The sequence below is a fragment of the Achromobacter pestifer genome (assembly GCF_013267355.1).
Classification (GTDB): domain Bacteria; phylum Pseudomonadota; class Gammaproteobacteria; order Burkholderiales; family Burkholderiaceae_B; genus Achromobacter; species Achromobacter pestifer_A.
Map to the genome: position 1 here is coordinate 1,553,550 of NZ_CP053985.1, position 19,081 is coordinate 1,572,630.

General features: G+C 66.3%; 15 protein-coding genes. 7 read left to right on the forward strand and 8 right to left on the reverse strand.

The features are described from left to right. Positions 1 to 143 precede the first annotated feature (143 nt). Genes FOC84_RS07645 through FOC84_RS07655 form a run of 3 tightly spaced genes read right to left on the reverse strand, consistent with a single transcriptional unit; the run spans position 144 to position 2,527 of the window. Positions 144 to 1,076, reverse strand: a complete 933-nt coding sequence (locus tag FOC84_RS07645) for a sugar kinase (protein WP_173143894.1) — start codon at positions 1,074 to 1,076, stop codon at positions 144 to 146. Continuing rightward, on the reverse strand, positions 1,069 to 1,719 hold the full coding sequence (locus FOC84_RS07650; protein ID WP_173143895.1) for a bifunctional 4-hydroxy-2-oxoglutarate aldolase/2-dehydro-3-deoxy-phosphogluconate aldolase: 651 nt from the start codon (positions 1,717 to 1,719) through the stop codon (positions 1,069 to 1,071). Before FOC84_RS07650 ends, FOC84_RS07645 begins: the two co-directional genes overlap by 8 nt. Positions 1,720 to 1,741: 22 nt before the next feature. Further along, complete coding sequence (locus tag FOC84_RS07655) at positions 1,742 to 2,527, reverse strand: IclR family transcriptional regulator (protein WP_173143896.1); 786 nt, start codon at positions 2,525 to 2,527, stop codon at positions 1,742 to 1,744. A gap of 241 nt (positions 2,528 to 2,768) precedes the next feature. Here FOC84_RS07655 and uvrA point away from each other — a divergent pair, with 241 nt between their 5' ends. From uvrA to FOC84_RS07670, 3 genes are all read left to right on the forward strand, one after another. Continuing rightward, on the forward strand, positions 2,769 to 8,531 hold the full coding sequence (gene uvrA, locus FOC84_RS07660; protein ID WP_173143897.1) for an excinuclease ABC subunit UvrA: 5,763 nt from the start codon (positions 2,769 to 2,771) through the stop codon (positions 8,529 to 8,531). A gap of 5 nt (positions 8,532 to 8,536) precedes the next feature. Beyond that, positions 8,537 to 9,673, forward strand: a complete 1,137-nt coding sequence (locus FOC84_RS07665; protein WP_173143898.1) for an aminodeoxychorismate synthase component I — start codon at positions 8,537 to 8,539, stop codon at positions 9,671 to 9,673. A 96-nt stretch (positions 9,674 to 9,769) separates the two neighbouring features. Beyond that, positions 9,770 to 10,402, forward strand: coding sequence for an aminotransferase class IV family protein (locus FOC84_RS07670; RefSeq protein ID WP_173143899.1), 633 nt, complete (start codon positions 9,770 to 9,772; stop codon positions 10,400 to 10,402). On the opposite strand, the gene FOC84_RS07675 is transcribed toward FOC84_RS07670, so the two are convergent. Beyond that, a complete protein-coding gene (locus FOC84_RS07675) occupies positions 10,399 to 11,301 on the reverse strand; it encodes a LysR family transcriptional regulator (protein ID WP_173143900.1) in 903 nt (300 codons plus the stop codon). The genes FOC84_RS07670 and FOC84_RS07675 overlap by 4 nt on opposite strands. A 210-nt stretch (positions 11,302 to 11,511) precedes the next feature. Between FOC84_RS07675 and FOC84_RS07680 the strand changes: the two genes are divergently transcribed. Genes FOC84_RS07680 through FOC84_RS07690 form a run of 3 tightly spaced genes read left to right on the forward strand, consistent with a single transcriptional unit; the run spans position 11,512 to position 13,576 of the window. Continuing rightward, positions 11,512 to 12,771 carry an aromatic ring-hydroxylating dioxygenase subunit alpha gene (locus FOC84_RS07680; RefSeq protein ID WP_173143901.1) on the forward strand — a complete coding sequence of 420 codons (1,260 nt, stop codon included), beginning with the start codon at positions 11,512 to 11,514 and terminating at the stop codon, positions 12,769 to 12,771. 2 nt (positions 12,772 to 12,773) lie between these two features. Continuing rightward, complete coding sequence (locus FOC84_RS07685) at positions 12,774 to 13,247, forward strand: aromatic-ring-hydroxylating dioxygenase subunit beta (protein WP_173143902.1); 474 nt, start codon at positions 12,774 to 12,776, stop codon at positions 13,245 to 13,247. Between the two features lie 17 nt (positions 13,248 to 13,264). Further along, the gene (locus FOC84_RS07690; RefSeq protein ID WP_173143903.1) at positions 13,265 to 13,576 is read left to right on the forward strand and encodes a non-heme iron oxygenase ferredoxin subunit; all 312 of its coding nucleotides are present in this window, start codon (positions 13,265 to 13,267) and stop codon (positions 13,574 to 13,576) included. Positions 13,577 to 13,588: 12 nt separating this feature from the next. On the opposite strand, the gene FOC84_RS07695 is transcribed toward FOC84_RS07690, so the two are convergent. The 4 genes from FOC84_RS07695 to FOC84_RS07710 all read right to left on the reverse strand — a co-directional run bounded on the left by FOC84_RS07695 (position 13,589) and on the right by FOC84_RS07710 (position 18,164). Next, positions 13,589 to 14,431, reverse strand: a complete 843-nt coding sequence (locus FOC84_RS07695; RefSeq protein ID WP_173143904.1) for a tRNA threonylcarbamoyladenosine dehydratase — start codon at positions 14,429 to 14,431, stop codon at positions 13,589 to 13,591. Between the two features lie 393 nt (positions 14,432 to 14,824). Further along, positions 14,825 to 15,601, reverse strand: coding sequence for an enoyl-CoA hydratase/isomerase family protein (locus tag FOC84_RS07700; RefSeq protein ID WP_173143905.1), 777 nt, complete (start codon positions 15,599 to 15,601; stop codon positions 14,825 to 14,827). An 83-nt stretch (positions 15,602 to 15,684) separates the two neighbouring features. Next, positions 15,685 to 16,920, reverse strand: coding sequence for a CaiB/BaiF CoA transferase family protein (locus tag FOC84_RS07705; RefSeq protein WP_173143906.1), 1,236 nt, complete (start codon positions 16,918 to 16,920; stop codon positions 15,685 to 15,687). Then, the gene (locus FOC84_RS07710; RefSeq protein ID WP_173143907.1) at positions 16,917 to 18,164 is read right to left on the reverse strand and encodes a CaiB/BaiF CoA transferase family protein; all 1,248 of its coding nucleotides are present in this window, start codon (positions 18,162 to 18,164) and stop codon (positions 16,917 to 16,919) included. The genes FOC84_RS07705 and FOC84_RS07710 overlap by 4 nt, the downstream gene beginning before the upstream one ends. A 160-nt stretch (positions 18,165 to 18,324) precedes the next feature. On the opposite strand from FOC84_RS07710, the gene FOC84_RS07715 reads away from it, so the two are divergent. Then, positions 18,325 to 19,068 carry an IclR family transcriptional regulator gene (locus FOC84_RS07715; protein ID WP_254241933.1) on the forward strand — a complete coding sequence of 248 codons (744 nt, stop codon included), beginning with the start codon at positions 18,325 to 18,327 and terminating at the stop codon, positions 19,066 to 19,068. The last annotated feature ends 13 nt before the right edge of the window (positions 19,069 to 19,081 follow it).

Consider the following 19,081-nt stretch of genomic DNA (forward strand, 5'->3'; position numbering starts at 1 on the left):
AACCGGATACTGGGCTGGCGGAAAATTCGGGTAACTTGGCATTTTAGCCTAAAACCCCCTAACGACGCCAATAGCGTGGAAATGCGGCGTTTCCGCCACGTCCGCGCCCGGAACAGTCAAATGCGGGACGGAACATCGTCCAATCAGCCGGAAAAGCTCTTCAGCCGTTCCAGCACCTGTTCCTTGCGCGGCAGCGGATCGACGGCCCCGTAACCCAGGGTGGACAAGGCCGCCGCGGCATTGGCGTAGCGCACCGCGTCTTCCCAGGAATCGCCCTGGCAGCGGCGCGCCAGCAAGCTGCCCGCGAAGCAGTCGCCCGCCCCGGTCGCGTCCACCGCTTCCACGCGCAGGGCGGCCACGGGTACGCGGCGGTGGCCGTCGTCGATGATGGAGCCATCCTTGCCCAGCTTCAGCACCACCACGCCGGTGGCGCCGGCGTCGCGGATCCAGTCCAGCGTGCGTTCCGGATCGTCGTTGCCGGTCAGATGCTGCATGTCGTCCATGCTGGGCAGGAACAGGTCGGCCGTGCGCATGGTTTCGCGCAGCACGGCGCGGGCGCGGTCCACCGGCCACAGGCGCAGCCGCAAGTTTGAATCCAGGCTGACCTGGACGCCGGCCGCGTGCGCGCGCTCGATGGCAGCGAACACGGTGTCGCAGGCGCTGGTGCTGATGGCCAGGCTGATGCCCGACACGTGCAGGTAGCGGGCGCGCTCGATCAGGCCCGAGCCCAGGCTGGCCGGCGTCATCAGACTGGCGGCGGAGCCGCGGCGCAGGTAGCTGAAAGCGTGGCCGTCCGGCCCGTGCTGCACGAAATAAAGGCCGGTGTGCGCCTGCTCGTCCACCTGTACGCCCGAGGTGTCCACGCCCTCGGCCTGCCACAAGTCCAGGAACTGCTGGCCGAAAGCATCGTTGCCGACGCGCGTCAGATAAGCGCAGCTTGCGCCCTGCCTCGCCGCGGCGATGACGGCGTTGGACGTATCGCCGCCGAAGCCCTGCAGGTACTGGCGCTGGTCCTGGTGCGTCTGGTTCAGTTCGACCAGCGGCTCGCCCAGCGCGACGATATCGAAATCAGCCATGGGCGGCCTCCCGAGTGTGGACGATCTGCGCCACCAGCGCGGCGGTGTCGCGGGCGGCGAAGGCCGCCTTGTCATAGAGATTGCTGCCGATGCCGACGATGGCGGCGCCAGCGGCGAAGTACGAACCCATATTGTCCTGGGTGACGCCGCCCGTGGGGCAGAAGATCGTGTCCGGGTACACCGACTTCAGCGCCGCCAGGTGCTTGGGGCCGCCCGTGTCCGCCGGGAAGATCTTCACCACGTCCACGCCCGCGCGGCGCGCCGCCAGCACTTCGGTGGGCGTGAACGCGCCCAGCAGGCAAAGCGCATCGGCCGCATGCGCCAGGTCGACGATGTCGGTGGCCAGCGCCGGCGACACCAGGAAATCCGCGCCCGCGACCAGGGCCTCGCGCGCCTGATGCTCGTCCAGCACCGTGCCCACACCCAGCAGCAGCGCGCTGCCGTGCTTGTCGCGCAGCGCCCGCAGCAGATCGGTGACGCCCGGGATGGTCCAGGTCAGTTCCAGCGTGGTGCAGCCGGCGGCCACGGCAACTTCAGCCGCATAGGCGGCGGTGGCCGCATCCGTGTAGCGCAGCACGGGGACGACCCGGGCGGCCAGCAGGGCGGCAAGCTTGGAGGCACGAGGTGCGGCAGAGGCGGTCATGGCATTCCTTGGAGGCAGAGGGTCAGGCGCCGCCGGGCGATACCGGCAGGACGGCGAGTTTGGCCGCGGCGGCATCGCGCAGCCGCAGCAAGGGTTCGATATAGGCGGCTTGCGGGTCGTCGCGCCGCCGGAACAGCAGGGTACTGACGCTGACGCCAGCGACTGGCCGCCCGGCCGCGTCGCACAGGGCCACGCCGTAACAGACGATGCCGGCTTCGTTTTCTTCGTCGTCGGTGGCGTAACCGCGGGCGGCGGCCTCGTCCAGCACGGCGCGCAGTTCGGGCAGGCTGGTCACGGTGCCCGGCATGCGCGCGGTCAGCGGCAGCTCGTGCAGCACACGTTCGCGCGAGGCTGGATCCAGCGCTGCCAGGTAAGCCTTGCCGACCGCGCTGGAATGCAGCGCCACGGAGGCTCCGACGCGCGAGGCCATGCGCACCGGCCCGGGGCTTTCCAGCTTGTCGATATAGGTCATCTCGTGCCCGGCCGGCACGGCCAGGTGCACGGTTTCGCCGGTTTCATCGCGCAAGGCCTGCAGGTCAGGCGCCAGCGCCGCGCGCAGGTCGAACTGCGACCATGCCCGGCTGGCCAGCGACATCAGCCGCGGCCCCAGGCGGTAGGCGCCGCCGGTTTCGGCCACCATGCCCTGCTCGGCCAGGGCGGCGACGATGCGGTAGACGGTAGGCCGGGGATAGCCGCAGCTGCGCGCCAGCGACGCGGCCGTGGGCGGCTGAGGCGCATCCGCCACCGCCTGCAGCACCGTCATGAATTTGGCGAACGCCGCGGCGCCCGGGACCTTGGTTTCCAGCAAGAACGTCTCCAGCTAAGGGCAGCATGCCTTTAGCAATGAATCAGCAGAATGTGCAACCCGGACAGCGCGGATGTCAGACGAATCTGCGATACTGTTTATTTGTACAGCTAGTGAGCCTGTATTTGTCCACATCATGGACCGATGACTCACAATATAGTCAATTATTCCATATCGCCGCGCTCGGAACCAGCGATGGGTTGTCGCTCGGGCAGGCCTCTCCCCTCAGGCTACGATACCGTCCATGAGCTCCCAAATTCGCATCGTTGGCGCCCGCCAGAACAATCTCAAGAACCTGGACCTGACCATCGCCACTGGCGAACTGGTCGTCGTGACCGGCGTGTCGGGGTCAGGCAAAAGTTCGCTGGCCTTTGACACTCTCTACGCCGAGGGACAGCGGCGTTATGTGGAAACCTTCTCGCCCTATGCGCGCCAGTTCCTGGACCGCATGGACAAGCCGCAGGTAGACCGCATCGAAGGCATCCTGCCCGCCATCGCCATCGACCAGACCAATCCGGTGCGCAGCTCGCGCAGCACGGTCGGCACGATGACGGAACTGAACGACCACCTGAAGCTGCTGTTCGCGCGCGGCGCCAAGCTGTATTGCCGCGGCTGCGGCAAGGTGGTGCGGCGCGACACGCCTGATTCCGTCTACCACTCGCTGGCCGAACGCGCCGCCGCTGCCGGCGACCCGCGCCTGGTGGTGACCTTCCCCATCGCCGTCCCGTCCAACTTCACTGAAGAAGAAGTGCGCGGCTTCCTGGAGCAGCAGGGCTACACCCGGGTGCACGCCGAGGAAACCGCCGCGCCGCGCGCGGCCGCCCCGGCCAAGGGCGCCAAGAAAACCAAGGCCGCAAAGGCCGGCACCGAATCGCGCCGCATCCTGCACGTGATCCAGGACCGCTTCCGTTTCGCCGGCACCGAACGCGAACGCATCATGGAAGCGCTGGACACCGCGCTGCGCATGGGCGCCGGCCACCTGGCCGTGTACGTCATGGACGCCGAGGGCGGCAACGCCCACATCTGGAAGTACAGCGACCGCCTGCATTGCGCGGATTGCGACATCGAGTACACCGATCCCCTGCCCAGCAGCTTCTCGTTCAACTCGCCCCTGGGCGCGTGCGAAGCCTGCCGCGGCTTCGGCCGCGTGATCGGCATCGATTTCGGCCTGGTCATCCCGGACGAGAACAAGACCCTGCTGGAAGGCGCCATCAAGCCCTGGACGACTCCGTCGTACAAGGAATGCCAGGACGAACTGCAGAAGTACGCGCCCAAGGCCGGCGTGCCGCTGGGCGTGCCCTGGAAGAGCATGAGCGAGGAGCACAAGCGCTGGGTGCTCTACGGCACGCCCGACTGGAAGGGCGGCAACGACGCCTGGAAGCACCAGTGGTACGGCGTGCAGCGCTTCTTCGACTGGCTCGAAACCAAGGCCTACAAGATGCACGTGCGCGTGCTGCTGTCGAAGTACCGCAGCTACACGCCCTGCCCCACCTGCAACGGCGCGCGCCTCAAGCCCGACGCGCTGCTCTGGCGCTTGGGCACCCGGGAAGAGGCCGACACCGTGCTGCCGCCGGCAGACGGCCGCTACAAGCGCTTCATGCCCGTGAGCGCCAACTGGAGCCGCGAACAGCTCGAAGGCCTGGGCGGCCTGTCCATCCACGACGTGATGCTGCTGCCCATCGAACGGGTGCGGATCTTCTTCGACGCGCTGTCGTTCTCCGGCGCGCTGGACGCCGCCACCGACCTGCTCATGACCGAAGTGCGGGCGCGGCTCAAGTTCCTGTGCGACGTGGGCCTGGGCTACCTGACGCTGGACCGCCAGAGCCGCACGCTGTCCGGCGGCGAAGTGCAGCGCATCAACCTGACCACGGCGCTGGGCACCTCGCTGGTGAACACTCTGTTCGTGCTCGACGAGCCGTCCATCGGCCTGCATCCGCGCGACATGCACCGCGTCGTCGAAGTCATGCACCGTCTGCGCAACGCCGGCAACACGCTGGTGGTCGTGGAGCACGACCCGCAGGTCATGGTGGCCGCGGACCGCATCATCGACATCGGCCCCGGCCCCGGCGAACGCGGCGGCCATATCGTCTTCGACGGCACGCCGGCCCAGCTGCGCGCCGCGCGCACGCTGACGGGCGACTACCTGGGCGGCCGCCAGCGCGTGGAAGCGCCGCGCCCCATGCCGGTGGCGGCGAACACGCCGCGCCTGCTGCTGGAAGGCGTCAACGCGCACAACCTGAAGAACGTTTCCGTCGAACTGCCGCTGGGCCGCCTGGTCTGCGTGACCGGCGTGTCCGGCTCGGGCAAGTCCACGCTGGTGCAGGACGTGCTGTTCCCTGCCCTGCTCAAGCAGAAGGGCAAGCCGTCGGAATCGCCCGGCGCGTTCGACCGCCTGCTGGGCGCGGAGCAGATCGCCGACGTGGTCATGGTCGACCAGACCCCCATCGGCAAGACCGCGCGCTCCAACCCGGCCAGCTACGTGGGCGCGTTCGACGCGATCCGCAAGCTGTTTGCCCAGGCCCCGCTGGCGCGCGAACGCGCCTACACCGCGGGCACCTTCAGCTTCAACGGCGGCGACGGCCGCTGCCCGACTTGCGGCGGCACCGGCTTCGAGCACGTGGAGATGCAGTTCCTGTCCGACGTGTACCTGCGCTGCCCGGACTGCGACGGCAAGCGCTTCCGCCCCGAAGTGCTGGAGGTGCGCGTCGAGCACCTGGGCAAGAGCGCATCCATCGACGAAGTGCTGGCGATGACCGTCAGCGAGGCGCTGGACTTCTTCAAGGGTCTGCGCGACGTGCAGACCGGCCTGGCGCCGCTGGCCGACGTGGGCCTGGAATACGTGCGGCTGGGCCAGCCCGTGCCTACCCTGTCGGGCGGCGAGGCGCAGCGCCTGAAGCTGGCCGGCCACCTGGCCGAAGCCGCGCGCAGTGGCATTTCGACCGCCAAGGTCGCCAAGAAGGGCAGCCTGTTCCTGTTCGACGAACCCACCACCGGCCTGCACTTCGACGACGTGGCGCGGCTGATGCGCGCATTCCGCAAGCTGCTGGCCGCCGGCCACACGCTGCTGGTGATCGAACACAACCTGGACGTGATCCGCGCGGCGGACTGGCTGATCGACCTGGGCCCCGAAGGCGGCGACGCCGGCGGCCTGGTCATCGGCACCGGCACGCCGCAGGACCTGATGGACAACCCCAAGTCGCATACGGGCGCCGCCCTGCGCGACTACGAAGTCAGCATCCTGCCAGCCGACGTGGTGGTAAGCACCGACGCCGACGCGCAGGAAGTCGAACAAGCCGGCCTGACCGCCCGCATTGCCGAGCCTGGCGAAGCCTACGGCGCGGACGTGGGCCGCCCACTGCAATCCCTCGTGCGCGAGCGCCGCCAGGCCAACATGGCGATCGAGATCCGCAACGCCCGCGAGCACAACCTGAAGAACGTCAGCGTGGAAATCCCGCGCGACAAGTTCACCGTCATCACCGGCGTGTCCGGTTCCGGCAAGTCCACGCTGGCCTTCGACATCTTGTTCAACGAGGGACAGCGCCGCTACCTGGAATCGCTCAACGCCTACGCCCGCGCCATCGTGCAGCCGGCCGGCAAACCGGACGTGGACGCCATCTTCGGCATTCCGCCCACGGTCGCCATCGAGCAGCGCACCAGCCGCGGCGGACGCAAGTCCACCGTGGCCACGATGACGGAAATCCACCACTTCCTGCGCCTGCTGTACGTCAAGCTGGGCACGCAATACTGCCCCGACTGCAACGTGGCGGTGGAGCCCCAGAACACGGACCAGATCGTGGCGCGGCTGCTGCGCGAGCACCGGGGCGTACACATCGGCCTGCTGGCGCCGCTGGTCACCGCCCGCAAGGGCTACTACACGGATCTGGCCAAGTGGGCCGGATCCAAGGGCCACTCGCACCTGCGCGTGGACGGCGAGTTCATCCCCGTCGCCCCCTGGCCGCGCCTGGACCGCTACAAGGAACACACCATCGAGCTGCCGATCGCGGACGTGGTGGTGGATCCGGCCAACGAGGCCGAGCTGCGCGCGGCGGTCAAGAACGCGCTCGAAAACGGCCAAGGCGTCATGTCGGTGGTCTGGCCGGTGAACAAGCTGCACGAGGCGCTGGACAGCGACCTGCAGCAGCAGCACTTCTCCGTCAAGCGCGCCTGCCCGTCCTGCGGCACCAGCTTCCCCGAGCCGGATCCGCGCCTGTTCTCGTACAACTCCAAGCACGGCTGGTGCACCGGCTGCTACGGCACCGGCCTGCAACTGCAAGGCTTCGACGAAGAACAGACCGGCGAGGAAACCGCCTGGAACGCCTGGTACGAAGGCGAGGCCAAGCCCTGCACGCAATGCGACGGACAGCGCCTGAACCGCGTGGCCCGCGCCGTGCGCTGGCGCGACAAGTCCATCGCGGAACTCGCCTCGCTGCCGGTGTCGGACGCGCATACCTTCTTCACCGGACTGGTGGCGCGCGGCCGCGAAGGCGAGATCGCCCGCGACATCCTCACGGAAATCCGCGGACGCCTGAACTTCATGCAGGAGGTGGGGCTGAACTACCTGGCGCTGGACCGGGCCGCGCCCACGCTGTCCGGCGGCGAAGCGCAGCGCATCCGTCTGGCCGCGCAGCTGGGTTCGAATCTGCAAGGCGTCTGCTACGTGCTGGACGAGCCGACCATCGGCCTGCATCCGCGCGACAACCGCATCCTGCTGGACGCGCTGGCGCGCCTGGAAGGCAACGGCAACACGCTGGTGGTGGTGGAACACGACGACGACACCATCCGCCGCGCCTCGCACATCATCGACATCGGACCGGGCGCGGGCATCCGCGGCGGCCGCGTGGTGGCCCAGGGCAGCGCGCAAGACCTGATCGACGCGCCCGAATCGGTCACCGGCCGTTATCTGGCCAAACCCTTGCAGCATCCGCTGCAAGGCCGCCGGCCGGTCGAGGCCGACACGCCCATGATCGAGATCAAGGGTGCGCGCCTGCACAACCTGCGCAGCGTGGACGCGCAGTTCCCGGTGGGCCGCCTGAGCGTGGTGACCGGCGTATCGGGCTCGGGCAAGTCCACGCTGGCGCGCGAAGTGCTGCTGGACAACCTGATGCAGGCCGTCTCGCAAGGCAAGGCGCCGGGCTGGGCGGGTTGCGAAAGCATCAAGGGCTGGGAAGCCATCGACCGCGTGCTGGAAGTGGACCAGACGCCCATCGGCAAGACGCCGCGCTCCTGCCCGGCCACCTACGTGGGCTTCTGGGACGACGTGCGCAAGCAATTCGCCGATACCCGCGAAGCGCGCATGCGCGGCTGGACCGCGGCGCGCTTCTCGTTCAACACCGGCGACGGCCGCTGCCCGATCTGCGAAGGCCAGGGCATGCGCACCATCGAGATGAACTTCCTGCCGGACGTGAAGGTGCCCTGCGACGCCTGCAACGGCGCGCGCTTCAACAACGACACGCTCAGCGTGCAGATGCGCGGCAAGAACGCCGGCGAACTTCTGTCCATGGAAGTGGACGACGCCATCGGCTACTTCGCGGCGCATCCCAAGATCCACCGCCCGCTGCAGCTGATGCAGGACGTGGGCCTGGGCTACCTGACGCTGGGACAGCCCTCGCCCACGCTGTCGGGCGGCGAAGCGCAGCGCATCAAGCTGGTGACCGAGCTGTCCAAGGCCCGCCTGACCGACGGTCTGATCAAGACCGGCCGCGCATCCCGCATCCCGCATACGCTGTACGTGCTGGACGAGCCCACCGTCGGCCTGTCGATGGCCGACGTGGAAAAGCTGATCCATGTGCTGCATCGCCTGGTGGAAGCCGGCAATACGGTGGTGGTGATCGAGCACAACCTGGACGTGATCGCCGAAGCCGACTGGCTGCTGGACCTGGGCCCCGAAGGCGGCACGGGCGGCGGCAAGCTGGTGGGCGAAGGCTCTCCCGAACACGTCATGACCCTGAGCGACCATTCCCATACCGGACGGGTCCTGAAGGAATTCCTGGCACATCAACAGCAGTAAGACGCATGGAATGTCGTTTTGAAGACCGGCTGGCCGGCCGCGCGCTGCGGTTCGAGGGCTTGTGCTCGCGGATCGAGGCGCGCTGCGCCGCCGAGGTCGGCCCGGCCCTGGCCGCCATCGAGGCGCAGCGGCGGCAGGGGCGCTGGATCGCCCTGTTGCTGGACTACGAACTGGGCGAATGGCTATTGCCCGAAGCCGCCATGGCGCCGCCCGCCGGCCCCTGGACGCCGCCGCGCGACGACGGCAGGCCGCGCCTGACGGCGCTGGTGTTCGAACGCAAGCAGGACGAAGCGCCCTGGGACGCACCGGATGCAGGCAGCGCGCCGGCCGCCATCAGCCTGCCCGCGCCGCGCATGACCGAGGCGGAATACGTGCGCCAGATCGAGACCATCCGCGGCCTGATCGGCGACGGCGAGTTGTATCAGGTGAACTACACCCAGCCGCTGGACCTGCAATCCCAGGGCGACCCCGCCACGCTGTACCGGCGCATCGCCGCCCGCAATCCGGTGGCGCACGGTGCGTTCATCCAGGACGGGGAACGCACCGTGCTGTCGTTTTCGCCGGAACTGTTCGTGCGCCGCGACGGCCCGCGCCTGACCACGCGCCCGATGAAGGGTACGGCCCCGCGCCATCCCGATCCGGCCGAGGACGAACGGCTGGGCCAGGCGCTCCTGGCCAGCGAGAAAAACCGCGCCGAAAACCTGATGATCGTGGACCTGCTGCGCAACGACCTGGGCCGGCTGGCCGAGCCGGGCTCGGTGCGGGTCGACGCCCTGTTTTCGCTGGAGCGCTATCCCACCGTCTGGACCATGACGTCCACGGTGTCGGCGCTGGCGCCCGACGCCTCGCTGGAAGACGTGCTGCGCGCGCTGTTTCCCTGCGGCTCCATCACTGGCGCCCCCAAGGTGGCGGCCATGCGCCGCATCCGCCAGATGGAGGCGGCGCCGCGCGGCCTGTACTGCGGCAGCGTCGGCTGGCTGGCGCCCGACGGCGACTTCTCGCTGAACGTGGCGATCCGCACCCTGGTGCTGGACCGGGCCGGACATGGCGTCTACAGCGTGGGCGGGGGCATCGTGCACGATTCAGACCCGGCCGACGAATGGCAGGAATGCCACTGGAAGGCCCGGATCCTGCGGGCCTGAGGCCGCTATCCAGGCGTCCGGCGCCCCTGCGCGCCGGCAGCCATCGGTAGTAGGATAGAGCGCGGCGGCAGCGCACCTTTACCCCAGGAGAGTCCCATGCAACCCGAACTGATCGAGACCATCCTGGTCGACGCCGAACGACGCGTGCCGCTGCTGGCGCGCCACCTCAAGCGCCTGGAAGCGTCCTGCCAGGCCCTGGGCTATGGCTGGGGCGGCCGCGCCGTCGAGGCCGACATCATGATTACCGCGCTGGGCCTGGCCACGCCGGGGCCGCACCGGCTGCGCCTGCTGGTGGCGCGCGACGGCAGCCGCAACATCCAGACCGCGCCGCTGCCGCCCCTGCACCCCGCGCAGGAAGCCATGCTGGCGCCCGAAGCGCTGCGTTCATCCGAACCGCTGTTGCGCTACAAGACCACCTACCGCCCCTGGTACACCAAGACCATCGAATGGCTGCCCTCGCATCCGCACATCTTCGACCTGCTCTATCTGAATGAGCGCGGCGAACTCTGCGAAGGCAGCCGCAGCAACGTCTATCTGCGCCTGGATGGCGACTGGTACACGCCGCCCGTGGACAGCGGCTGCCTGCCCGGCGTGCAGCGCGCCGAACTGCTGGACACGGACCAAGTGGAAGAGCGCGTCCTGACCCTGGCCGACCTGCACGCCGCCGAGGAAATCCGCCTGTCCAACGCGCTGCGCGGCTGGTTTCCGGTCACGCTGCGCGACGCTTAATCCGCAAACTCGTCGACCACCACCTGCCGCAGCCACTGGTTGGCGGGCTCGCGGTGGTTGCGGGCGTGCCAGAACACATTGATGACCGACTCCGGGATCTTCACCGGACAGGGCGAGGTTGCCAGGCCGAACGGACCGCAGGCGCAGTCGGCGAAGCGCTGCGGCACCACCGCGATCATGTCGGTGGCGGCCAGCACCGGCCCCACCGCGATGAAGTGCGGCACAGTCAGGCGCAGGCGCCGCCGGATGCCGGCCAGCCCTATCACCTGGTCGACCACGCCGTGCCCCGTGCCCTCCGAGGCGATGGCCACGTGCTCGGCCGCGCGGAACTGCCGAGCCGACACGCCGGTGCGCGCCAGGGGATGGTCGCGGCGGAAGATGCACACATAAGGCTGGCGGAACAGCAGGCGCTGGAAGAAACCACTTTTCAGGTCGGGCAGAAAGCCCATGGCCAAGTCGATGCGGCCGCGCTCCATCTCGTCTTTCACGTCGATCGAGGTCGTGCGCACGGTGCGCACCGTGACGCTGGGCGCGGCGCGGTCCAGCGCGCGCATCAGCCGCGGCAGGAAATAGGTCTCGCCCACGTCGTTCACGCCGATCACGAAGGCGCGCTCGCTGTGCGCGGGGTCGAACGCGGCGCGGGCGTTCAAGGTGCTGTGCAGCGCTTCCAGCGCCGCGGCGATGGGCTGCGCCAGGTCCTGCGCATAGGGCGTGGGTACCATGCCGCGGGAGGTGCGCAGAAAGAGTTCATCGCCCAGCAGCTTGCGCAGCCGGCCCAGCGCATTGCTGACGCCGGGCTGCGAGATGCCCAGGCTCTCAGCCACGGCCGACACCCGGCCGTGCTTGCGCAGTTCATTGAAGACGACCAGCAGGTTCAGGTCCACGTCTTGCAGGTTCATGGGCGGTCTCCACCAATATTGATTCTGGTGATTTATCTCATCAAGCAGATTCTATTTATTTATTTCATAACCTGCCCGATGATGCGACAAACGCCAGCGCCCATGCCGCGCCGGCTCTGCCGGACCGCCCCCGCGGTCCGCCGAACCAAGGAGACTCGCCATGCGTACCTGTACGCTGCCCGCCGCCGCGCCCTGTCGCCGGAGCGGATCATGAACGCCCCCGAGCAACCCATCCAATTCGCCCCGCGCTGGCAGGACGACGGATCCCACCGCATTCCCTTCGGCGTCTACACCGATGCCGCCCTGCATCAGCGCGAGATGGAGCGGTTCTTCTACCGCGCGCACTGGAGCTACGTGGGCCTGGAAGCCGAGATTCCGAACCCGGGCGACTTCAAGCGCACCGCTGTCGGTGAACGCTCCGTCATCCTGCTGCGCGACAACGACGGCCAGGTGCGCGTGGTCGAGAACGTGTGCGCCCACCGCGGCGTGCAATTCTGCCGCGAGCGTTCCGGTAACCGCAGCGAATTCGTCTGTCCGTATCACCAGTGGAACTACGATCTGCAGGGCAACCTGATCGGCGTGCCGTTCCGCCGCGGCGTCAAACAGGACGGCAAGGTCAACGGCGGCATGCCGCCCGACTTCAAGCCGGAAGAACACGGTCTGACCAAACTGGCGGTGGCCTGCCGCAATGGCGTGGTGTTCGCCTCGTTCGACCACGATGTCGAACCGCTGGCGGACTATCTGGGGCCGGACATCCTGCACTACTTCGACCGCGTCTTCGACGGCCGCGAACTGGTGATCCATGGCTACAGCCGCCAGCGCATCCCCGGCAACTGGAAGCTGATGCAGGAAAACATCAAGGATCCCTATCATCCGGGCCTGCTGCATACCTGGTTCGTCACCTTCGGCCTGTGGCGGGCCGACAACCGCTCCGAGCTGAAGATGGACCAGCACTTGCGCCACGCCGCCATGATCTCGACGCGCGGCCAGGGCGGCAAGGGCAGCGTGACCAGCGGCGTGTCCAGCTTCAAGGAGCAGATGTCGCTGAATGACGACCGTTTTCTCGACATCGTGCCGGAACCCTGGTGGAACGGCCCCACCGCCGTGCTGATGACGCTGTTTCCCAGCGTCATCATCCAGCAGCAGGTGAATTCGCTGTCCACCCGCCACATCCAGCCGGTGGGCCACGACGCCTTCGACTTCGTGTGGACGCATTTCGGCTTTGCCGACGACACGCCCGAAATGACGCGCCGCCGGCTGCGCCAAGCCAATCTGTTCGGCCCCGCGGGCTTCGTGTCGGCGGACGACGGCGAGGTCATCGAATTCTCGCAATCCGGTTTCGAACAAAAGCCCTGGCACCGCAGCGTGGCGGAACTGGGCGGCAAGACCGCCGAAAACACCGACCACATGGTCACGGAAACGCTGATCCGCGGCATGTACGCGTATTGGCGGCGGGTCATGGAGGCCTGACGATGCTGGACTTTCCCCTCTACTACCAACTGACCTGCCTGTACAACGACTACGCCGCCGCGCTGGACGCGGAAGAATGGGAGAAGTGGCCCGAGTTCTTCCTGGAGGATTGCGTGTACAAGGTGCTGCCGCGCGAGAACCACGAGCGCGGCTATCCGCTGGCGACCATGGCGTTCGAAAGCCGCGGCATGCTGAAGGACCGCATCTACGGCGCCACCGACACCATCTTCCACGACCCCTACTACCAGCGCCATGTAGTGGGCGCGCCGCGCGTGCTGTCGGTGCAGGGCGACCGCATCGAGTCCGAGGCCAACTACGCCGTGTTCCGCACCAAGCCCAGCCAGCTGACCACGGTGTTCAACGTGGGGCGCTACCTGGACGTGGTCCGCCACGGCCCGGACGGACTCAAGTTCGAATCCCGGCTGTGCATCTTCGACAGCGAACTGGTGCCGAATTCGCTTATCTACCCCATCTGAACAAGGACACGACAACAATGAGCACGCAATGGATCAAGGCCGTCGCGCGGGACGAGGTGCCTGAAGACGACGTCATCGCCGTGCAGGCCGGCGGCCGCGAGATCGCGCTGTATGGCGTGGACGGCGAGGTCTACGCCACCGCCAACCTCTGTACGCACGGCAATGCGCGGCTGTGCGACGGCTTTCTGATGGGACATGAGATCGAGTGTCCGCTGCATCAGGGGCGCTTCGACGTGCGCGACGGGCGCGCGCTCTGTTCGCCGCTGCGCGAGAACATTGCCACTTATCCGGTCAGGATCGAGGACGGCGTGGTGTTCGTGGCCCTGTAGCGGCCCGGTGGTTCAGATTGCCAGGCGCAGGGCTTCGTTGGCCGCCGCCATGCCCATGGCGGCCGTGACGGTCACGACCGAGCCGTAGCCGGCGCAGGACAAGCCTTGCGGCGCCAGGGCTGCTCCCGAGGCGCCCATGTCGTCCTCGCCTTCGGTGGGGCGGGTCCAGGCGTCGGGCAGGATGGCGGGCTGGTCGAACCACAGGGCATGGATGCCCATTTTGGGCACCCGCTTCAAGGCTTTTCCGTTCTGGTCGGAAGCCCGCGGAAAACCGTGTTCGCGGCGCAGCTTGTTGCGCAGCTTGGACAGCAGCGCATCGTTGACCGCGGCGGACAGGTCGCCGGCGCGCAAGGCCAGCGGATCGGTCTTGCCGCCCGCGCCACCGCACAACAGCATGGGCACGCCGATTTCCCGCGCATGCAGGATCATCGCGATCTTGGCGGTGGCCTGGTCGGTGCAGTCGATGATGACGGAGTACGGGCCGGGCAGGACCTCGGCGACGTTCTCGGGCGAAACGAAGTCATCCACCCGCGTCAGCCGGCATTCCGGATTGATCGCCAGCACGCGCTCGGCCATGGCATCGACCTTGGATAGTCCCAGCGTCTGGGTCAGCGCGTGGATCTGGCGGTTGACGTTGGATTCGGCGATGTGGTCCAGGTCGATGAGGGTCAACGCGCCTACCCCGCAGCGCGCCAGGGCTTCGACGGTCCAGGAGCCTACGCCGCCCAGGCCGGCGATTGCCACGTGGGCGTTGCGCAGACGGGCGGGGGCTTCGGGGCCGTACAGGCGGGAAAGGCTGCCGAAGCGGCGGTCGAGGTCGGCGGCGGGTTCCGGGATGTGGTCGGGGGAGTTCATGGGGAGTATTTTATTGCAGGCGTTGTTGTGGTTCTTTAGACGCCCGGCACGGCGGCGCCCGGGGTGGCGCGGGGCAACGATTGCGGTCCGGAGCCTTCGCTCCGGACTGCCCCGTCGTCATCGTCGTCCAGGCCTGCGGCCTTCCCTTCCGATTCCCTCGGGCTTATCGACGCCCCGCGCCACCCCGGGCGCCGCCGCGCCGGGCTCTTCCAGCTGAATCTTGCCGGCCGCTGGGCCGGGCGGTGTGCTTGGCGTTCTGCTTCCTGGGGAGGACGAGAGAAAGATCTTGCAGGGACGCCAAAGACGGCCGCGCGGGCGGCCTTCTTTGGCATATGGGTGTTGGTGGATGTATGGAGGACGCTGCGCGCAGGCGTGGCATTCGAAGCTGATGGGTCAGCGTCCGCGGTATTGCGGCGCACGCTTCTCTTGAAAGGCTCGCCGGCCCTCGATGCGGTCTTCCGTGTCTCGAAGCAGACCGAAGGCGTAGCGTTCAAGTTCGAGCGCGCCTTCGAGCGGCATTTCCAGGCCTTCTCGTACCAAACGCTTGACCGCTCGAACAGCGAGCGGCGCGTTCGATGCGATGCGGCGCGCCATGGCCTGGGCCATGGGAAGAAGATCCTCGCGCGATGTGATGCGACTCACCAGCCCTATTCGTAGCGCTTCGTCGGCGTCGATCCGGTCACCCGTGAGCAGCAGGAGCATCGCGCTGGATAATCCTATGGCCCGCGGCAGACGCTGCGTTCCACCGCCGCTGGGGATGCTGCCGATGCGGACCTCGGCCAATCCGAAGCTGGCGTCTCTTGAAGCGATGCGGATGTCGCAGGCGAGCGCGATCTCCAGCCCCCCGCCGATCGCATGACCATTGATGGCGCAGATGATCGGTTGAGCGATTTTCACGCTTCCCATGATGGAGTCGGATTGACTGCGACCGAAAGTGAGCTGGGCAAAGCTTTCCTTGGGCGGCATGGTCTTCTTGAGGTCGGAACCCGTACTGAAAGCCTGGTCACCCGCTCCGGTCAGGATCACCACGCGGATCGTGTCGTCACTGGAGATTCCTGCCAATGCCGAGCGGAGTTCTGCTCGCGTCTCCGGGTCAATGGCATTCATCGCCTCCGGGCGATCCAGCGTGATGGTGGCCACGCCGTCGTCCACATGGATTCTTACGGTCATGATGTTTCCCCTGTTTCTGCACTAGACGGCAAACGCTCTTGCAATGGCGTTCGCGGCGAAGGCTGGAGGTTTCTGTGTCACGGTCATCGAAGCGCGCCGATTCCGCGCAAGTCCGCAATCCTTGCGTCGCTCAGTTTGAGACGTTCTTTCAAGATCTCATCAGTGTGCTGTCCTAGCAACGGCGCTGGAAACCTCGCATCACCAGGAGTCCGAGAGAGCTTCATGGGTGGCGCGCTGTAGACCGACACGCCCATCTCGGGATGATCCAGCCAGCGCCAATGGTCTCGATGCGCCAGTTGTGGGTCATGGCGAAGAACGTCCGCCGCGTCTTGCACCAGTCCGGCTGGAACCCCGAGAGTCTGCGCTCGCTCCATCAAGGCTTGAGCGGGCTCGTCTCGTGTCACGCAAGCGATGTCGTGATCCAGCCGCGTGCGATTGCGTAGGCGCAGGGCGGGAGTCCCGTACTCGGAATCGCGAAGAACGGCCGGATTGCCCAGCGCAGCCTGCAATCCATACCATTGATGATCTGTCTTGGCGGACAAGGCGATCCAGCGGTCTTGTCCTGCGCACGGATAGACGCCATGCGGAGAAAAAGGTTCGTGCACATTGCCCCGCGCCGCCCCGATCCGGCCATTGGCGGTGTAGTCGCAAACCGCAAGACCCAGTAATGCGATCATGGGTTCAATCTGCGCCAGGTCGATGTATTGTCCCTTTCCCGTACGTCGACGATGGCGCAATGCCGATAGAACGGCGATGGCGGCATGCGTCGGGTTGGGAATATGGTCGGGAAAATTGGTCCCGGTTCCCGCAGGGGGACGGCCAGGCAGGCCGCACAAGTGCTGCAGACCGGTCAAGGCGCCCATGGTCAATCCATAACCCAGATAGTTCGCGTGCGGCCCTTCATCCCCTTGCATGGACATTGCCAGGTAGACAATGGACGGATTGCAGTCCCTCACGGCAGGATATCCAAGACCCAAACGGTCCATGGCGCCAGGGGTGAAGTTGTTGGCGACGACATCGGCGCCCTTGATCAGATCCAGGGCCAACGACAACGCCTCTGGAGACTTGAGGTTCAGGGTAATACTACGTTTGCTGGAGTTTCGGTCGGCGAAGTAGCCGCTGCGATTCACACCCGGACGGCCGTCCTTGAAGGGCCTGGCTTCCCGCAGCGAGTCCAGGCGATCGGCGCTCTCGATCTTGATGACATCGGCGCCGAAATCCGCAAACAGCTTGGTGGTGAAGGATCCGGCGCCAATCCACGTGAAATCGATGATGGTGATGCCGCTCAGCGGCCCTGCGGATTCGCGTTTGGTCGTCATGCCGTACCCCCCGAAAGCAGCAGCAATTCCTGGTCCATGAAGCCTATGCCGAGTTCGCTCAGAATCGATGCCGTGTGCTCTCCGAGCCGGGGGGCCGGAGCGCCCAAGCGCCATGGCGTTTCAGTCAGGCGGTAGGGAGCCCCCGGTACCGCGAAGGACATGCCGGTGTACGGGTGATCGGTCTCCTGGAAGAACTGTCGATGCCGCAGCTGCGGGTTGACCAATAGGTCTGCGCTGGTACTGACGGGGCAAATAGGAATACGCCTGCGCTGTCCCTCGGCATAAAGCTGCGCCTTTGTTCTGGTCGAGGCGTATGGCAGGAAAACGCCTTCGAATTGTGCTTTGGCGTCATCGCTCGCGAGGAACTCAGGATCTTGCCACTGGGGCTCCAGGAGCGAGGCGGCGCCGGGAGCGCCGACATCCTGGAGCCAGCTTGCCGTGGCATTCCAAAAGCGATTGCCGGCGATCCCGCCTGCCATCAGGTAGACCATGCCGTCGCCGCACGAAAATACGCCGGTACCCGCCTGGCGCTGTTGACCGCCATTGCGGCGCCGCACCGTAGCCTCGAGATCCACGAACTGCGCCGCATTCTCCAGGGCCATCGACACGCACTCTTGTATCGACACGTCGACCAATTGCCCGCTTCCGCTAGCGGTTTCGCATTCCCATAGCGCGATCAAGGAACCCACCGCGGCGAACTGCGCCGCCGCCAGGTAGGCTTGTTGCCCGTATGCCGCCAACGGCGCGGTATCAGGATAGCCGCCCAGGTACAGCAATCCTCCCATGGCCAAGGTGGTGAGGTCGTCCGCCACGTACGTGGAATAGGGTCCCGTCTGGCCGTAAGGACTGATGCGAGTCAGAACCACGCTGGAGCGCGCCGCGCATAGATCCGCATAGCCCAGACCGAAACGTTCCAATACGCCTACGCCCCAATCCTCGATCACGATGTCGGCTGTCCGAGCCAATTTCAGCACGAGATCGCGACCTTCCGGCGTGGAGGCATCAAGGCAAGCGCCTTTCTTGCCTTGGTTGAGATAGGCGTATGACAGGCTCCGTTCCATGTGAGGCTGGTCGCCGACGAACGGCCCGGTTCGCCGGGTCGCGGATCCGGCCGGAGGTTCCACGAGTATGACTTCCGCCCCGAGTTGCGCCAACAGCTTGCCGCAGTACTGCGTGGCATGCGTGCACAAGTCCAGGACACGCAATCCCTGCAAGGCAGTTCGCCTGGCAATCTCATGTTCCATATAGTGAACCATCAGTATGAATTGAATGACTGAACTCTAAATAAACTCGCTTTAAATGGGTATGCTTGGGTTTTGGAATTTGGTCCATATACTGAAAATGCCAAAACCAGCCGCTACTGATCGCGAGTCGAATTCAGGCACCCAAGCCCTGCGACGAGCCATGGCGCTGCTGCGCCTGATTACGACGCATAACCGAACAGGCCTGCGATTGACCGATCTGCACAGGATGAGTGAGATCGAGAAGCCCACTGTCCACCGCATCTTGCAAGGCTTGTTGGGTGAGGGAATGCTGCGGCAGGATGTGAATAGCAAACGCTATTTTTTGGGCGCGGCCATGTACGAGATGGGGCTGGCCGCAGCGCCGCGATTGGCCGTTCGGGATGTGTGCCATCCGTACTTGAGAATACTGGCGGAGCAGACCGGCGATACGGTCTTTCTCATCGAACGCTCCAAGTTTGACGGCGTCTGCATGGACCGGGCGGAAGGAAGCTTCCCGATCAAGGCCCTGGTCCTGGATGTCGGTCGCCGCAGGCCGCTTACTGTCGGCGGCGGCAGCTTGGCGATCCTGTCGGCGTTATCCGAGCCGGAAGTGCAAAGGATCTGCGCCATCAACGACGCTCGCAGCAAAGAGCGATTTCCCCGATACAGCGCCGAAGAGCTGCAGCAGGATCTCATCGATGCGCGTACGCGAGGCTACGTCATCAAGGATGCGCTTGAGATTCCGGGCGTCAGAACCGTTGCCGTCCCCATTCGCCAAACGGATGGGACGCCAGCCGGAGCAATCAGCGTCACCGCGATCGCAGCCCGTTTGGACCACAACCGCAGCGCGTTGATCGCCGGCTACATCAGCGACGCGGTCGCGCAGATAGAGGCAGAACTGAGCGGCCGAGGCACCCCCGCCTGACAGCCAAACGAAC

Coding starts and splice junctions, on each gene's coding strand:
- FOC84_RS07695 (WP_173143904.1), bottom strand. CDS start 14,431: ATGAACTCCCCCGACCACATCCCGGAACCCGCCGCCGACCTCGACCGC.
- FOC84_RS07715 (WP_254241933.1), top strand. CDS start 18,325: ATGGCGCTGCTGCGCCTGATTACGACGCATAACCGAACAGGCCTGCGA.
- FOC84_RS07670 (WP_173143899.1), top strand. CDS start 9,770: ATGCAACCCGAACTGATCGAGACCATCCTGGTCGACGCCGAACGACGC.
- FOC84_RS07690 (WP_173143903.1), top strand. CDS start 13,265: ATGAGCACGCAATGGATCAAGGCCGTCGCGCGGGACGAGGTGCCTGAA.
- FOC84_RS07700 (WP_173143905.1), bottom strand. CDS start 15,601: ATGACCGTAAGAATCCATGTGGACGACGGCGTGGCCACCATCACGCTG.
- FOC84_RS07685 (WP_173143902.1), top strand. CDS start 12,774: ATGCTGGACTTTCCCCTCTACTACCAACTGACCTGCCTGTACAACGAC.
- FOC84_RS07665 (WP_173143898.1), top strand. CDS start 8,537: ATGGAATGTCGTTTTGAAGACCGGCTGGCCGGCCGCGCGCTGCGGTTC.
- FOC84_RS07645 (WP_173143894.1), bottom strand. CDS start 1,076: ATGGCTGATTTCGATATCGTCGCGCTGGGCGAGCCGCTGGTCGAACTG.
- FOC84_RS07705 (WP_173143906.1), bottom strand. CDS start 16,920: ATGACGACCAAACGCGAATCCGCAGGGCCGCTGAGCGGCATCACCATC.
- FOC84_RS07710 (WP_173143907.1), bottom strand. CDS start 18,164: ATGGAACATGAGATTGCCAGGCGAACTGCCTTGCAGGGATTGCGTGTC.
- FOC84_RS07680 (WP_173143901.1), top strand. CDS start 11,512: ATGAACGCCCCCGAGCAACCCATCCAATTCGCCCCGCGCTGGCAGGAC.
- FOC84_RS07650 (WP_173143895.1), bottom strand. CDS start 1,719: ATGACCGCCTCTGCCGCACCTCGTGCCTCCAAGCTTGCCGCCCTGCTG.
- FOC84_RS07675 (WP_173143900.1), bottom strand. CDS start 11,301: ATGAACCTGCAAGACGTGGACCTGAACCTGCTGGTCGTCTTCAATGAA.
- uvrA (WP_173143897.1), top strand. CDS start 2,769: ATGAGCTCCCAAATTCGCATCGTTGGCGCCCGCCAGAACAATCTCAAG.